Source organism: Staphylococcus sp. HMSC068G11 (assembly GCF_001815825.1).
GTDB lineage: Bacteria > Bacillota > Bacilli > Staphylococcales > Staphylococcaceae > Staphylococcus > Staphylococcus epidermidis.
The window spans coordinates 89,233-106,010 of sequence record NZ_KV822100.1 but is presented as its reverse complement, the minus strand read 5'-3'; the positions used below and the strand labels follow the sequence as shown (position 1 = coordinate 106,010).

General features: G+C 31.8%; 12 protein-coding genes. 11 read left to right on the top strand and 1 reads right to left on the bottom strand.

Annotated features, from left to right (window positions below; genetic code table 11):
- Nucleotides 1-20 precede the first annotated feature (20 nt).
- The 4 genes from accD to pyk all read left to right on the top strand — a co-directional run bounded on the left by accD (nucleotide 21) and on the right by pyk (nucleotide 4,749).
- Complete coding sequence (gene accD / locus HMPREF3058_RS10890; protein WP_001832673.1) at nucleotides 21-878, top strand: acetyl-CoA carboxylase, carboxyltransferase subunit beta; 858 nt, start codon at nucleotides 21-23, stop codon at nucleotides 876-878.
- Nucleotides 878-1,822 carry an acetyl-CoA carboxylase carboxyltransferase subunit alpha gene (locus HMPREF3058_RS10885; RefSeq protein WP_002499450.1) on the top strand — a complete coding sequence of 315 codons (945 nt, stop codon included), beginning with the start codon at nucleotides 878-880 and terminating at the stop codon, nucleotides 1,820-1,822. Before accD ends, HMPREF3058_RS10885 begins: the two co-directional genes overlap by 1 nt.
- A gap of 177 nt (nucleotides 1,823-1,999) precedes the next feature.
- Nucleotides 2,000-2,968 carry a 6-phosphofructokinase gene (pfkA, locus tag HMPREF3058_RS10880; RefSeq protein ID WP_002446661.1) on the top strand — a complete coding sequence of 323 codons (969 nt, stop codon included), beginning with the start codon at nucleotides 2,000-2,002 and terminating at the stop codon, nucleotides 2,966-2,968.
- 23 nt (nucleotides 2,969-2,991) lie between these two features.
- A complete protein-coding gene (pyk, locus tag HMPREF3058_RS10875) occupies nucleotides 2,992-4,749 on the top strand; it encodes a pyruvate kinase (RefSeq protein ID WP_002491811.1) in 1,758 nt (585 codons plus the stop codon).
- Nucleotides 4,750-5,196: 447 nt separating this feature from the next.
- Here pyk and HMPREF3058_RS10870 read toward each other — a convergent pair whose 3' ends face one another.
- Nucleotides 5,197-6,555 carry an amino acid permease gene (locus HMPREF3058_RS10870; protein ID WP_002486730.1) on the bottom strand — a complete coding sequence of 453 codons (1,359 nt, stop codon included), beginning with the start codon at nucleotides 6,553-6,555 and terminating at the stop codon, nucleotides 5,197-5,199.
- Nucleotides 6,556-6,902: 347 nt separating this feature from the next.
- Between HMPREF3058_RS10870 and HMPREF3058_RS10865 the strand changes: the two genes are divergently transcribed.
- The 7 genes from HMPREF3058_RS10865 (at nucleotide 6,903) to coaE (ending at nucleotide 16,621) form a co-directional block, all read left to right on the top strand.
- A complete protein-coding gene (locus HMPREF3058_RS10865) occupies nucleotides 6,903-8,024 on the top strand; it encodes a citrate synthase (protein ID WP_002446658.1) in 1,122 nt (373 codons plus the stop codon).
- Nucleotides 8,025-8,066: 42 nt separating this feature from the next.
- Complete coding sequence (gene icd, locus HMPREF3058_RS10860) at nucleotides 8,067-9,335, top strand: NADP-dependent isocitrate dehydrogenase (protein WP_002491801.1); 1,269 nt, start codon at nucleotides 8,067-8,069, stop codon at nucleotides 9,333-9,335.
- Nucleotides 9,336-9,759: 424 nt separating this feature from the next.
- Nucleotides 9,760-10,470: a response regulator transcription factor gene (locus HMPREF3058_RS10855; RefSeq protein WP_001830897.1), complete on the top strand. Its 711-nt coding sequence runs from the start codon at nucleotides 9,760-9,762 to the stop codon at nucleotides 10,468-10,470.
- Nucleotides 10,470-12,167: a two-component system histidine kinase PnpS gene (gene pnpS / locus HMPREF3058_RS10850; RefSeq protein ID WP_002502117.1), complete on the top strand. Its 1,698-nt coding sequence runs from the start codon at nucleotides 10,470-10,472 to the stop codon at nucleotides 12,165-12,167. Before HMPREF3058_RS10855 ends, pnpS begins: the two co-directional genes overlap by 1 nt.
- Nucleotides 12,168-12,475: 308 nt before the next feature.
- Nucleotides 12,476-15,106 (top strand): DNA polymerase I, encoded by a 2,631-nt coding sequence (polA, locus tag HMPREF3058_RS10845; RefSeq protein WP_002491819.1) that lies wholly within the window; start codon nucleotides 12,476-12,478, stop codon nucleotides 15,104-15,106.
- A gap of 15 nt (nucleotides 15,107-15,121) precedes the next feature.
- A complete protein-coding gene (gene mutM / locus HMPREF3058_RS10840; protein ID WP_002446654.1) occupies nucleotides 15,122-15,994 on the top strand; it encodes a bifunctional DNA-formamidopyrimidine glycosylase/DNA-(apurinic or apyrimidinic site) lyase in 873 nt (290 codons plus the stop codon).
- A 15-nt stretch (nucleotides 15,995-16,009) separates the two neighbouring features.
- Nucleotides 16,010-16,621, top strand: coding sequence for a dephospho-CoA kinase (coaE, locus tag HMPREF3058_RS10835; RefSeq protein ID WP_001830774.1), 612 nt, complete (start codon nucleotides 16,010-16,012; stop codon nucleotides 16,619-16,621).
- Nucleotides 16,622-16,778 lie beyond the last annotated feature (157 nt).

Below are 16,778 nucleotides of genomic sequence, written 5' to 3'. Positions count from 1 at the left end.
GGATATTTGGAGGTTTACCAATGTTTAAAGATTTTTTTAATCGAAGTAAGAAAAAGAAATATTTAACAGTTCAAGATTCTAAACAAAATGATGTACCTGCTGGTATAATGACAAAATGTCCTAAATGCAAAAAAATAATGTATACAAAAGAATTGAATGAAAATTTAAATGTATGCTTTAATTGTGATCATCATATAGCTTTAACCGCATATAAAAGAATAGAAGCAATTTCAGACGAAGGGTCATTTATAGAATTTGATAGAGGTATGACATCTGCTAACCCATTAGACTTTCCTGGATATGAAGAAAAAATTGAAAAAGATCAGCAGAAGACTGGACTTAATGAAGCGTTAGTGTCTGGTACTGCGAAATTAGATGGAATACAATATGGTGTTGCAGTTATGGATGCTCGTTTTAGAATGGGAAGCATGGGCTCAGTAGTTGGTGAAAAAATATGTAGAATTATTGATTATTGTACAGAACATCGTTTGCCATTTATTCTGTTTTCTGCGAGTGGTGGAGCTAGAATGCAAGAGGGAATTATTTCTTTAATGCAAATGGGGAAAACTAGTGTTTCTTTAAAAAGACATTCTGATGCAGGACTATTATATATTTCTTACATAACTAATCCCACTACTGGAGGGGTTTCTGCAAGTTTTGCTTCGGTTGGGGATATTAATTTAAGTGAACCTAAAGCACTAATCGGATTTGCTGGTAGACGTGTTATAGAACAAACAATTAATGAAAAGTTGCCTGATGATTTCCAAACTGCTGAATTTTTACTAGAGCATGGTCAACTTGATAAAGTCATTCATCGAAAAGATATGCGTGAGACTTTATCAAATATTTTAAAAATCCATCAAGAGGTGAGTAACTAATGTTAGATTTTGAAAAACCACTTTTTGAAATTAGAAATAAAATTGATTCTTTAAAAGAATCTCAAGAAAAAAACGAAGTTGATCTTCAAGATGAAATAGATATGCTAGAAGCATCATTAAAAAGAGAAACAACAAAAGTTTATACTAATTTGAAACCTTGGGATCGTGTTCAAATCGCTCGTTTACCAGAAAGACCAACCACATTAGATTATATTTCCTATATTTTTGATTCATTTATTGAGTTACATGGCGATAGAACTTATAGGGATGATCCAGCAATGATTGGTGGAATTGGTTATCTAGATGGTAAGCCAGTAACAGTTATAGGCCAACAACGTGGTAAAGACACGAAAGATAATATTTATCGTAATTTTGGTATGGCTCACCCTGAAGGGTATAGAAAAGCTTTGCGTTTAATGAAACAAGCAGAGAAATTTAATCGTCCAGTATTTACTTTTATAGATACTAAAGGTGCTTATCCGGGTAAAGCAGCTGAAGAAAGAGGTCAAAGTGAATCAATTGCAAAAAATTTGATGGAAATGGCTTCATTAACTGTACCAGTTATTGCTATTGTTATTGGTGAAGGTGGAAGTGGCGGTGCTTTAGGTATTGGAATCTCAAATCGTGTTCTGATGCTTGAAAATAGTACTTATTCAGTTATTTCACCTGAAGGTGCAGCTGCACTTTTATGGAAAGATAGTAACTTAGCTCAAATTGCCGCTGAAACTATGAAAATCACTGCACATGATTTACTAGATTTAGGTATCATAGATGAAGTGATTAATGAACCTCTTGGTGGTGCACAAAAAGATGAAGAAGCGCAAGCCTTATCAATTAAGAAAATATTCCTTAAACATTTATATGAATTGAAGCAACTCACACCTGAAGAATTAGCAAATGATCGTTTTGAAAAATTTAGACAAATTGGTTCGGTTGTGGAGTAATTTTGTATAGCTATTAGTCTAATTGTTAGGCTTTTAGCTCTTTTTTTTATGTTGTAATAAAAATTACATTTTTAAAACGTTTACATCTATGAATTGTCTTTCTTTTAATGGAACGTTAAAAAAATTTATGGTAATTTAGAGTTGAAGATAAATCTAGTTAAGGAAAGGTATGTCGTCATGAAGAAGATTGCAGTTTTAACTAGCGGAGGAGATTCTCCGGGTATGAACGCTGCTGTTCGTGCAGTGACTCGAACAGCAATTTACAATAATATTGAAGTTTATGGTGTTTATCAAGGTTACCAAGGTTTACTTGATGATGATATTCATAAGCTTGAATTGGGTTCAGTAGGGGATACAATACAACGAGGAGGAACGTTTCTCTTTTCCGCAAGGTGCCCTCAATTCAAAGAAGAGGATGTACGTAAGAAAGCTATTGAGAATTTACGTAAGCGTGGTATCGAAGGTTTAGTTGTCATTGGAGGAGATGGCAGCTATAGAGGGGCACAACGAATTAGTGAGGAATGTAAAGAAATTCAAACAATTGGTATTCCAGGTACAATTGATAATGATATTAATGGTACGGATTTTACAATTGGTTTTGATACTGCATTAAACACTATTATTGAATCAGTCGATAAGATTAGAGATACAGCATCAAGTCACGCAAGAACGTTTATTGTTGAAGTAATGGGGCGTGATTGTGGAGATTTAGCATTATGGGCTGGATTATCTGTAGGAGCTGAAACGATTGTTTTACCAGAAGTCAATACAGATATTAAAGATGTAGCTGAAAAGATTGAACAGGGTATCAAAAGAGGAAAAAAACATTCTATCGTTATGGTTGCAGAAGGTTGTATGAGCGGCCAAGAATGTGCAGATGAGTTAACGAAGTATATTAACATTGATACACGAGTTTCAGTGTTAGGTCACATTCAACGTGGCGGTAGCCCATCTGGTGCTGATCGAGTATTAGCTTCTCGACTTGGCGGATATGCTATTGAACTTTTAAAACAAGGCGAGACAGCTAAAGGTGTTGGCATTAGGAATAATCAATTAACTTCTACACCGTTTGATGAAATTTTTGCTGAAAATGATCGCAAATTTAATAGTCAAATGTATGAATTAGCAAAAGAATTATCAATTTAAATTTATTTGGGAGGATTATAAAAATGAGAAAGACTAAAATTGTATGTACAATAGGACCAGCTTCAGAATCAGAGGAAATGCTCGAAAAATTAATGAATGCAGGAATGAACGTTGCGCGTTTAAATTTCTCACATGGTAGTCATGAAGAACATAAAGCAAGAATTGATACAATTCGTAAAGTTGCTAAACGTTTAAATAAAACAATTGGCTTGTTATTGGATACTAAAGGGCCAGAAATTCGTACGCACAATATGAAAGATGGGCTTATTGTTTTAGAAAAAGGCAAAGAAGTCATTGTAAGTATGGATGAAGTTGAAGGAACACCTGAAAAATTCTCTGTAACATATGAAAATCTAATCAATGATGTCAATATTGGTTCATATATACTATTAGATGATGGTCTAGTTGAACTTCAAGTCAAAGAAATTAATAAAGATAAAGGCGAAGTTAAATGTGATATCTTAAATACTGGTGAATTAAAAAATAAAAAAGGTGTTAACTTACCTGGTGTTAAAGTTAATTTACCTGGTATCACTGATAAAGATGCCGATGATATCAGATTTGGTATAAAGGAAAATGTAGACTTTATAGCTGCAAGTTTTGTAAGACGTCCTAGTGATGTTTTAGATATCCGTCAAATTCTTGAAGAAGAAAAAGCAGAAATAACAATTTTCCCTAAAATTGAAAACCAAGAAGGTATCGATAATATTGAAGAAATTCTTGAAGTATCTGATGGATTAATGGTAGCACGCGGTGATATGGGTGTTGAAATTCCGCCAGAAAGCGTACCAATGGTTCAAAAAGATTTAATTAGAAAATGTAATAAATTAGGAAAACCTGTAATTACTGCGACTCAAATGCTTGATTCTATGCAACGTAATCCACGTGCGACACGTGCAGAAGCAAGTGACGTAGCTAATGCAATATACGATGGTACTGACGCGGTAATGTTATCAGGAGAAACTGCAGCAGGTCAATATCCAGAAGAAGCTGTTAAAACTATGCGCAATATTGCAGTTTCTGCTGAAGCAGCGCAAGACTATAAAAAATTATTAAGTGATCGTACTAAATTAGTTGAAACATCATTAGTCAATGCAATTGGTGTTTCTGTTGCACATACTGCCTTAAACTTAAATGTAAAAGCTATAGTAGCAGCAACTGAAAGTGGTTCAACAGCACGTACAATTTCTAAATATCGTCCACATTCAGATATCATTGCTGTAACACCTAGTGAAAAAACTGCTAGACAATGTGCAATTGTATGGGGAGTAAATCCTGTAGTTAAAGAAGGACGTAAAACAACTGATGCTTTACTAAATAATGCTGTAGCAACAGCAGTCGAAACTGGTAGAGTTTCAAACGGAGATTTAATTATTATTACTGCTGGTGTACCTACTGGAGAAAAAGGAACTACAAATATGATGAAAATCCACTTAGTAGGTGATGAGATTGCTAAAGGCCAAGGTGTTGGTAGAGGATCTGTTGTAGGCCACGCAATTGTTGCAGATAGTGCAAGTGACTTAGAAGGTAAAGATTTATCTGATAAAGTTATCATTACAAATTCTGTTGATGAAACATTAGTACCATATGTTGAAACAGCTATAGGTCTAATTACAGAAGAAAATGGTATTACTTCACCAAGCGCAATTATAGGTTTAGAAAAAGGTATACCTACTGTTGTTGGTGTAGAACAAGCAACTAAAGAAATTAAAAATGATATGTTAGTGACTTTAGATGCGTCACAAGGTAAAGTGTTTGAAGGTTATGCTAACGTTCTTTAATTTAACAAATGATAAATTAAAAAAGAAGATTTGATAATCACAAAGCTTTAAAGCTATTCATAAGAGAGCCTGGAACATTGATTTATGTTCCAGGCTCTTATTATTAGGGTAGTTAATTATTGAAATTAAAAATGATTAAATCAACCTTTTTCAATACTAGTTATCGATTTTAAGGTAAAACATCAAATGTCATCTGTATCCTAATTTATTCTTTTTATAACTTACAAAACAAATTATAAAAAATATATATATAGGGATTTTTCTGTGTTTAATAAAAAAAGTAATAGAAGAATGATTCATTGAAAAATAAAAATTGTAGAAATTAACAAGATAAGATCAGAGGTTTCTAGATGACATCAATTAGTAAAAAGTAAGAAAAGTATATCATTAAAACAAATTAAAAAATCGACACTAGTAATCAGAAATTACTAAGTGTCGATGTAAATTTTATCGTGCTTCTTTATTAGCTTTTTTGTATCTTAAGTACATTAAACCTAATAAAATAAACCAAATAGGCGTGCAGTAAATCGCTCTTCTTGTATCAACATTAATAAATAACAAGGCAAATACAAAAACAAAGAAAATAAGAATAAGGTATCCCATGTATTGACCGCCTGGTAGTTTATATGTTGCTTTCTTATGAAGTTCTGGATTTTTACGACTATAGTTAATATAAGCAATAATAATTAATGCCCAAACCACAACAAATAATACTGTAGAAATCGTAGTTACATAAGTAAATACAAGTGTTGCATCAGGGAATATGTAATTCAGTAGCGCTGCAATTAACAATAAAGCTGATGATGCGATGATCGCTTTATGTGGCACACCATGTTTATTAGTACTAGCAAATGTTGGTGGTGCTTGATTTTGGTTTGAAAGTCCATAAAGCATTCTGCTGTTTGAGAAAATACCACTGTTACATGAAGAGGCAGCAGCTGTTAAAACAACGAAATTAATTATTCCTGCTGCAAATGGTATACCAATTAATGCAAACAATCTAACGAATGGACTATTATCTGGATCTACTTTATCCCATGGAATAATAGACATGATGACTGCTAATGCCCCTACATAAAAGATTAAAATTCTAATAGGTACACTATTGATAGCTTTAGGTATAGTTTTTTCTGGATCTTTTGTCTCGCCTGCAGTAACACCAATCATTTCAATACCAACAAATGAGAACAATGCCATTTGGAATGACATAAAGAATCCAGAAGCTCCTTTTGGAAAAATTCCATGTTGATACAAATGAGTTAAACTTGCGTTACCAAATGGTGTTTTGAATGCGAATAAAATCATGATTACACCTACAACGATTAATGCAATGATTGTAACTATTTTGATGATTGCGAACCAGAATTCAAGCTCACCAAACAACTTTGCACTTAATAAATTGAAAGACATTAGAATAAGTACACAAAATAAAGCACTAATCCAATTAGGTATGTCTGGGAACCAAAAACTTATATATTTGGCAACTGCAGTCACTTCAGCCATACCAGTAATAATCCAGCATAGCCAGTAAGTCCAACCAGTTACAAATCCTGCGAACGGTCCTATATATGTGTTGGTCACGTCAGCAAAAGATTTGAAGTTCGTATTTTGAATAATAATTTCTCCCAATCCACGCATGAACATAAATAACATGAACCCTATAATAATATAAGTAAGTAATATTGAGGGACCAGTCATTGCGATAGTTTGTCCGGCACCTAGGAACAGACCAGTTCCTATAGCACCTCCGATGGCAATTAATTGAACATGTCTATTGCTCAATTCTCTTTGTAAATTCTCAGCCATAAGACAACTCCCTTACTATAAGATATATATATTATGCACTTATAATGCAATTTATACAATTCTTTTCGAAAAAAAGTGTGAAAATTCACCATAATTATTATTAATATTTTTTAATCATTCTTGATAACTAAACGAAAAGACATAATCAATTGTGATTTTTTGGAGGAGATAAGTATGGGGAAACCTGTGTTGTTAGGGGTTTTAGAAGGCAAATATTATAAGTGGTGACTAGTGATTTTTCTTGTACTGATATGAGAATGTTTTTAATGTTTCACAAATTGTTTGAATTTAGCTATAATATTTATTGAAAGCCATTTCATAAAGAAACAGTAAAGGGGAAATTTATCATGGCAGAATTAAAAAGAGGTTTAGAAGGGGTTATTGCAGCTGAAACTAAAATTAGCTCAATAATTGACAGTCAGTTAACATATGCGGGCTATGATATTGACGATCTCGCAGAAAACGCGCAATTTGAAGAAATAATTTTTTTACTATGGAATTATAGACTTCCTAATGAAAAAGAGCTAAGTGAATTAAAAGAAAAATTATTTGATTATATGACTCTTAACACTAGAGTATACAAGCATTTTGAGGAGTATGTGACAGATCATGTACATCCAATGACTGCTCTACGTACATCAGTATCTTATGTAGCTCATTTTGATCCAGAAGCGGAAAATGAATCTGATGAGAATAAATATGATAGAGCTATTCGTATTCAAGCTAAAATCGCTTCTTTAGTAACGGCTTTCGCTAGAGTTAGAGACGGTAAAGAACCTGTTAAACCTAATTCTGAACTTAGTTATGCAGCAAATTTCTTATATATGTTAAGGGGAGAACTACCAACAGAAGTTGAAGTTGAAGCATTTAATAAGGCATTAATTTTACATGCTGATCATGAACTTAACGCATCTGCATTTACAGCACGTTGCGCAGTATCTTCGTTATCAGATATGTATTCAGGTGTTGTTGCAGCTATTGGTTCATTAAAAGGACCATTACATGGTGGCGCAAATGAACGAGTGATGTCAATGCTTAAAGAAATAGGTAGCATTGATAATGTTGATCACTATTTAGATGAAAGATTTGCAAATAAAGATAAAATTATGGGCTTTGGTCATCGTGTTTATAAAGATGGTGATCCAAGAGCTAAATATTTAAGAGAAATGAGCCGTAAAATCACTGAAGAAACAGGGCAAAGTGAACTGTTTGAAATGTCATTAGCCATTGAGAAGAGAATGAAAGAAGAAAAAGGACTTATTCCTAATGTCGATTTCTTTAGTGCTACAGTCTATCATAGTATGAATATTCCACATGATTTATTCACACCAATATTTGCAGTAAGTCGTGCTTCTGGTTGGATTGCTCATATTTTAGAGCAATATCGAGACAATAGAATTATGCGACCAAGAGCTAAATATATAGGTGAACAAAATCGTAAATATGTGCCTATTGAAGAAAGATCATAAAATAAATTAGTATTATAACTTAAAAATATGGAGGTTAATTGTATGTCTGCAGAAAAAATAACACAGGGTAAAGATGGTTTAAATGTACCTAACGAACCTATTATTCCGTTTATTATTGGTGATGGTATTGGACCTGATATTTGGAAAGCAGCTAGCCGAGTAATCGATGCAGCTGTTGAAAAAGCGTATAATGGAGAAAAACGTATAGAATGGAAAGAAGTTTTAGCAGGTCAAAAAGCTTACGATGAAACTGGAGAATGGTTGCCACAAGAAACGTTAGAAACAATTAAAGAATATTTAATTGCTGTTAAAGGTCCTTTAACAACTCCAATTGGTGGTGGAATTCGTTCGTTAAACGTAGCACTGAGACAAGAGTTAGATTTATTTACTTGTTTACGTCCGGTACGTTGGTTCAAAGGCGTTCCTTCACCGGTTAAACGACCTGAAGAAGTTGATATGGTTATTTTCCGTGAAAATACCGAAGATATATACGCAGGGATAGAATTTAAACAAGGTACGTCAGAAGTAAAAAAAGTTATCGATTTCTTACAAAATGAAATGGGAGCAACAAATATTCGTTTCCCTGAAACTTCTGGTATTGGTATAAAGCCAGTATCCAAAGAAGGTACAGAACGTTTAGTAAGAGCGGCTATTCAATATGCACTTGATAATGATCGTAAATCAGTAACTTTAGTTCATAAAGGTAATATTATGAAATTTACTGAAGGTTCATTTAAGCAGTGGGGCTATGATTTAGCTCATAATGAATTTGGTGATAAAGTGTTTACATGGCAACAATATGATGAAATTGTTGAACAAAAGGGTAAAGATGCTGCGAATGAAGCACAAAGTAAAGCTGAACAAGAGGGTAAAATTATTATTAAAGACTCTATTGCTGATATCTTCTTACAACAAATATTAACACGTCCAGCTGAACATGATGTTGTGGCAACTATGAATTTAAATGGTGACTATATCTCTGATGCTCTCGCAGCTCAAGTTGGAGGCATTGGAATTGCACCTGGTGCTAACATTAACTATGAAACTGGACATGCTATTTTTGAAGCAACACATGGTACTGCACCTAAATATGCTGGTTTAAATAAGGTAAATCCGTCATCAGAAATTTTAAGTTCAGTTTTAATGCTGGAACATTTAGGTTGGCAAAAAGCCGCAGATAAAATCACTGACTCTATTGAGGCAACAATTGCTTCAAAAATCGTAACATATGATTTTGCACGTCTTATGGATGGTGCAAAAGAAGTTTCAACATCTGATTTTGCTGATGAACTAATTAAGAATATTAGATAATTTTTACTAACTTTTTTATAAAAATTTCAAAGAACCTGAGACATAAAATATTAGTGTCTCAGGTTTTTTTGTATGATCAATAAATTTAAAATAAGCCTAACATTTTTTTACTTCATTGCGACCCAGTAGATAGTATATCATCAATAAATTGTACAAACACAGCAAGTTGGAATTGGGATAGAAATGTTTATTTAATACAAATTTAACCCACTTCTTATCTTGAACAATCACTCTGTTTAAATTTCATATTTCTTTTAATAAAGTTTCCTTCAAGAAAATATAAGTCGACGTTACTATCATGTATAATTATTACGGGTAAAATTATAACTTTTATTAAGATTATGTAAATTTGATGTGTAGCTATATTATTTCCATTTAAATATCAGTTATAATATAAATGTATAAAAAGATTAGGAGGCACACTATGTCACAAAAAATATTAGTGGTTGATGATGAGCAATCCATCGTGACCTTACTAAAATATAATTTAGAAACAGCAGGGTATATAGTCGAAGTCGCTTATGATGGTGAAGAGGCATTGAAAAAAGTTGAAACAGAACAACCGGAACTAATTGTATTAGACGTTATGTTGCCAAAAAAAGATGGTATAGAAGTATGTAAAACAATCAGGTCTGATAAAAATTTAGTACCGATTTTAATGTTGACAGCAAAGGACGATGAATTTGATCGGGTTTTAGGACTAGAACTAGGTGCTGATGATTATATGACAAAACCATTTTCACCTAGAGAGGTAGTTGCCAGAGTTAAAGCAATATTAAGACGTTCTCAATTTGTTAATGAAATTGAAAAAGAAGATGTTGATGATGAAGATATTATCATTGGTTCAATTAGAATACGACCTGAATTCTTTGAAGTCTATAAAGAAGATGAATTATTAGAATTGACGCCAAAAGAATTTGAATTGTTATTATATTTAATTGAAAGACAAGGAAGAGTTATTACCCGAGAACATATGTTGAATTCAGTGTGGAATTATGAATTCGCTGGAGATTCTCGAATTGTTGATGTACATATAAGCCACTTAAGAGATAAATTGGAAGAAAATCCTAAGCAACCTAAATTGATAAAGACTGTACGAGGTTTAGGTTATAAACTGGAGAGACCTAAAGCTTAATGTTGAAGTTTCATCTGCGTTTATTACTATTAATTAGTACTATTACAATCATTAGTTTTATTGGTTTAGGCGCTATCATTCACAACACAATTTATCAAACATTAACTAGTAATCAAATTAAAAGCTTAGATAGTGAAGCTCGTAATTATATTAATCTCTATAATAATAATAAAGAGAAAGAAATCACTAATATAGCTCATAATGAAAAAAATATCATATTAATAAAAGAAAACGATAAAGATAAAATTATTTACTCAAGTGGAAATATTAAAGATATTGACCATAGAATTGATAATGAAGCTAATCCTTCGAAATTAATCAATAAAAATACAAAACTCGGTATGCGTTACACCTATAAAAATACAATAGATAATAAAACAATATACATAAGTGGAATTAATAATGAAATTATTGATTTACAAAAGGATTTATGGAAATACTTGTCTATTGTTGGAGTCATTGTATTATTTACGGTTTATTTAGCAAGTAGAAGTATCAATCGAACATATATTAGACCTATCAATGAAGTAACTTATGCTACATCACTTCTTGCAGATGGATATTACCATGTTCGTGTTCCAGAAAGTAATGTGAAGGAAACTAGAGCATTATTTGTGACTACGAATGACTTAGCGCGACGATTGCAAAAATTAAACAATAGTCAAAAAATTCAATCCAATAGATTAAAAACTACCTTAGAAAATATACCGAGTTCAGTACTGATGATTGATAAACATGGAGAAATTGTAGTTGCTAATCATGCTTATTATCAGGTGTTTAACCCTGATCAAATGGTAGAAAATAAAAGTTACATTGGTTTCATAGATGATAGTATCGAAAAATTGATTATTGAAAGTTTTAGAACTGAAAAAGTTATCTATGAACAATTAGAAGTTGATATTAATAACGTACATACTAAATATTTCGATGTATCTTGCATCCCCATTTTAACTAAATCTAAAAAAAATTTACAAGGTATGGTGGTTGTGCTTCATGACATTACTAATTTGCAGAAATTAGAAAACCTTAGAAGGGAATTTGTTGCTAATGTGTCACATGAACTCAAAACACCGATTACTTCAATCAAAGGTTTTGCAGAAACTCTGATTGAAGGTGCTAAAAATGATGAACAATCGCTTGATATGTTTTTAAATATTATTTTAAAAGAATCTAATAGAATAGAGTCATTGGTTACAGACTTATTAGATTTATCACATATTGAACAGCAAAAAGAACTTGAAATAAATTACATGAATTTGTCTGAATTAGCTATTAATATAATAGATAATTTGCAAACACAAGCACAAAATAAGAGAATCAAAATACAATCTGAAATCGAAAAAGATGTCATCATTGAGGCACATGAAAATAAAATAGCGCAAGTTATTACTAATTTACTATCAAATGCTATAAATTATTCCTCAGAAGATAATAAGGTAATAGTAAGAGTATATAGAAATGACAATAAAGTTTATTTAGAGATTCAAGATTATGGTATTGGTATAAGTGAAACAGATCAAAAGCGTATATTTGAACGTTTCTATCGTGTAGATAAAGCGAGAAGTAGAGATTCAGGTGGTACAGGACTTGGTCTTTCTATAACAAAACATATTGTTGAAGCACACAATGGTAGAATAGACGTTAAAAGTGAACCTGGCAAAGGTTCAATATTCAAAGTTCTATTTAATGATAATTAAATTTGAGGGCACTACATTGTTGGTACAGACAAAGTGGTGTCCTTTGTTGTAGTGATTATTTAGAAATATAATGTTAAGACTCATGCTATTAATTAAAATCAAAATACATATTGTCATTGACAGACATAAGATGAGTGCAAACTCATAGATGGGAAATTTTTAAGAAGCATTTAACTTAATATTTTTTTAGCATTTATAAGTTAACTATTAGTAATAGTTAATGCGTAGTGAGTACTAAACTCGCTTACTCGTTATGTATTTGTATATATGCTAAAATATATGTAAATCTGTTCTGGAGGTTACGTATTTTGAATAAATTAGTATTAATAGATGGTAATAGTTTAAGCTTTAGAGCGTTTTATGCTCTTCCATTACTTTCAAACCATGCAGGTATTCATACAAATGCAGTTTACGGCTTTGCTATGCTTTTAGAAAAAATAATTAAAGAAGAAAAACCGAATCATTTTTTAGTTGCATTTGATGCAGGTAAAACGACTTTCAGACATTCTAAGTACAGTGAATATAAAGGTGGTCGTCAAAAAACTCCACCTGAACTAAGTGAACAATTTCCATATATTCGTCAACTATTAGATGCGTATCATATTAAAAGATATGAACTTGATAATTATGAAGCTGATGACATTATAGGAACATTAAGTAGACAAGCTGATGAAGCTGATTTTGAAACCATTATCATTACAGGTGATAGAGACTTAACTCAATTAGCCACTGATAATGTTACAATATATTATACAAAAAAAGGTGTTACCGACGTTGATCATTATACACCTGAATTTATAGCAGAGAAATATCAGGGGTTAGTGCCGAAACAAATTATCGATATGAAAGGTCTAATGGGGGATACCTCTGACAATATTCCTGGAGTCGCTGGTGTCGGCGAAAAGACGGCAATTAAATTACTTAATCAATTTGAGTCAGTAGAAGGGGTCTATGAACATATTGAGGAGGTTACTGCAAAAAAATTAAAAGAAAAACTCATTAATAGTAAAGCTGATGCCTTAATGAGTAAAGATTTAGCAACAATCAATGTTCACAGTCCGATTGAAGTATCATTAGAAGATACAAAATTAACTCTTCAAGACGACACTGCAGAAAAAATTGAACTATTTAAAAAGCTAGAATTTAAACAGCTACTAGCAGATATAGACACACCTTCTAATAATGAAGAAGTTATAGATAAAACTTTTGAAATTGAGCAAGACTTTCAAAATGTAGATTTGAATGATTTAAATGAAGCGGTAATACATTTTGAACTCGAAGGTACTAATTATCTTAAATACGCTATTCTCAAATTTGGTTTTTATACAAATCATCAACATGTAGTAATAAATGCTGATGATGTAAAGAATTATAAAAATTTAGTTCGATGGCTTGAAGATAAAAATACAACCAAAATTGTCTATGATGCAAAAAGGACTTATGTATCTGCTCATCGATTAGGGATTAATATAGAAAATATTGAATTTGATGTTATGTTAGCAAGCTATATTATTGACCCATCACGTTCTATTGATGACGTTAAATCTGTTGTAAGTTTATATGGACAAAATTATGTAAAAGATAATATTACAGTTTTTGGGAAAGGTAAGAAACATCATATACCTGAAGAATCAATTTTAAACGAACACATTGCTTCCGTGACAGAAGCTATATCAGCTGTAACTCCAATCATGAAATCACAGTTAGAAGATTATAATCAAATTGAACTGTTGAAAGATTTAGAATTACCATTAGCAAGAATTTTAAGTGAAATGGAAGAAATTGGTATATATACCGATATCAATGATTTGAAAGAAATGGAATTCGAAATTCAAAAAAAATTGGATGTATTAATTTCCAATATTCATGAGTCTGCTGGTGAAGCATTTAATATAAATTCTCCTAAGCAATTAGGTGTTGTTTTATTTGAAACATTACAATTGCCTGTCATTAAGAAGACCAAAACGGGCTATTCAACAGCTGTAGATGTATTAGAAAAACTGCAAGGTGAGCATCCTATTATAGATGATATTTTAGAATATAGACAACTTTCTAAGTTGCAATCTACGTATGTAGAGGGATTACAAAAAGTAATAAGCAAAGATCACAGAATTCACACACGTTTTAATCAAACGCTTGCTCAAACTGGTAGATTATCTAGTGTAGATCCTAATTTACAAAATATACCTATACGATTAGAAGAAGGAAGAAAGATTAGAAAGGCCTTTAAACCAACTTCTAAGGATAGTGTGATTTTATCTGCTGATTATTCACAAATTGAGTTACGTGTACTTGCGCATATCACGCAAGATGAAAGTTTAAAACATGCATTTATAAACGGACATGATATTCACACTGCAACAGCAATGAAAGTATTTAATGTTGAATCTGATCAGGTTGATAGTTTAATGAGACGTCAAGCAAAAGCTGTTAACTTTGGTATTGTTTACGGCATCAGCGATTATGGATTGAGTCAGAGCTTGGGTATCACTAGAAAAAAAGCTAAAGCATTTATTGATGATTATTTAGCTAGTTTTCCAGGTGTAAAACAATATATGTCTGACATTGTTAAAGATGCAAAAGCACAAGGTTATGTAGAAACACTACTTCATCGTCGTCGATACATTCCTGATATAACAAGTAGAAACTTTAATTTAAGAAGCTTTGCAGAAAGAACAGCAATGAATACGCCCATTCAAGGTAGTGCGGCTGACATAATAAAATTAGCAATGGTTAAATTCAGTGAAAAGATTAAAGAAACTAAATATCATGCTAAGTTATTATTACAAGTTCATGATGAACTCATATTTGAAATACCAAAATCAGAAGTAGAAGATTTTAGTAAATTTGTAGAAGAAATTATGGAACAAGCATTAGTGCTTGATGTACCTTTAAAAGTAGATTCTAATTATGGTGCAACATGGTACGATGCTAAATAAAGAAAGGATAATATCATGCCTGAACTACCTGAAGTTGAACATGTTAAAAGAGGTATTGAGCCATTAATAAAAAGTGCAAAAATAGAGAAAGTAACTTTTGCTAAAAATGTAATTAACGGTAAGAATAATCACCGTGAGACGATTATAAAAGGTATGGAATTAGATACTTTTAAAAAACTTACTGAAGGTTATGTTATAAAAAAAGTTGAAAGAAGAAGTAAGTACATTATATTTTATATAGCCTATCATGACGAAGACAGAATCTTAGTTAGTCATTTAGGTATGGCAGGCGGTTTTTTCGTTGTTAATAACCTTGATGAGATAAGTACACCGAATTATCGAAAGCATTGGCAAGTCATTTTCGATTTGGATAATGATCAAAAATTAGTCTATTCTGATATCAGACGGTTTGGAGAAATCAGAAATATAGTCAATTTTGATAGTTATCCCTCTTTATTAGAAATCGCTCCAGAACCATTTGAAGAGGTGGCATTTGAACACTATTTAGAATGTTTGACTTTGAAAAAATATAAGAACAAACCAATAAAACAAACGATTCTTGATCATCGTGTTATAGCAGGAGCTGGAAATATCTATGCCTGTGAAGCTTTATTCAGAGCTGGTATTACTCCGGATAAAATTACAAATTCACTCACTAAACAAGAAAGAAAATCTCTCTTTTATTATGTTCGAGAAGTTTTAGAAGAGGGTATAAAATATGGAGGTACTAGTATTTCAGATTATAGGCACGCAGATGGTAAAACAGGACAAATGCAATTACATTTAAATGTATATAAACAAAAAAAGTGCAAGGTTTGTGGTCATTCGATTGAAACAAAAGTGATAGCTGGAAGAAATAGTCATTTTTGTCCAAACTGTCAGAGATAAAGGAAGAGTGAAATAATGTCTAAAGTGATTGGGATAACAGGTGGTATTGCCACTGGAAAATCAACTGTTTCAGAATTATTAACAGCATATGGGTTTAAAATAGTAGATGCTGATATTGCTTCACGCGAAGCAGTTAAAAAAGGATCTAAGGGACTTGAACAAGTTAAAGAGATTTTTGGGGAAGAAGCAATTGACGAAAATGGTGAGATGAATCGTCAATATGTAGGAGAGATTGTTTTTAATCATCCTGACTTACGCGAGGCTCTTAATGAAATAGTTCATCCTATTGTAAGAGAGATAATGGAACAAGAGAAAAACAATTATCTAGAACATGGATATCATGTAATTATGGATATCCCATTGTTGTACGAAAATGAATTACAAGATACTGTAGATGAAGTTTGGGTGGTTTACACTTCTGAAAGTATTCAAATCGATCGTTTAATGGAAAGGAATAATTTATCATTAGAAGATGCAAAAGCACGTGTATATAGTCAAATATCTATAGATAAAAAAAGTAGGATGGCAGATCATGTGATAGATAATCTAGGTGATAAATTAGAACTTAAACAAAATTTACAAAAATTACTTGAAGAAGAAGGGTATATTCAATCTGAGAGTGAATAGTAAATATAATGAAAATCGTATAGAATGCTTTTATATTGTTATCACTAAGTGTATGTATTATAAATAAATAATTACATATTAAACACTAACAATTAGAGCCACAAATTAGGCTGGGACATAATCCCTAGCAAAATAGCCAGTAAATGAGTTTTTATAA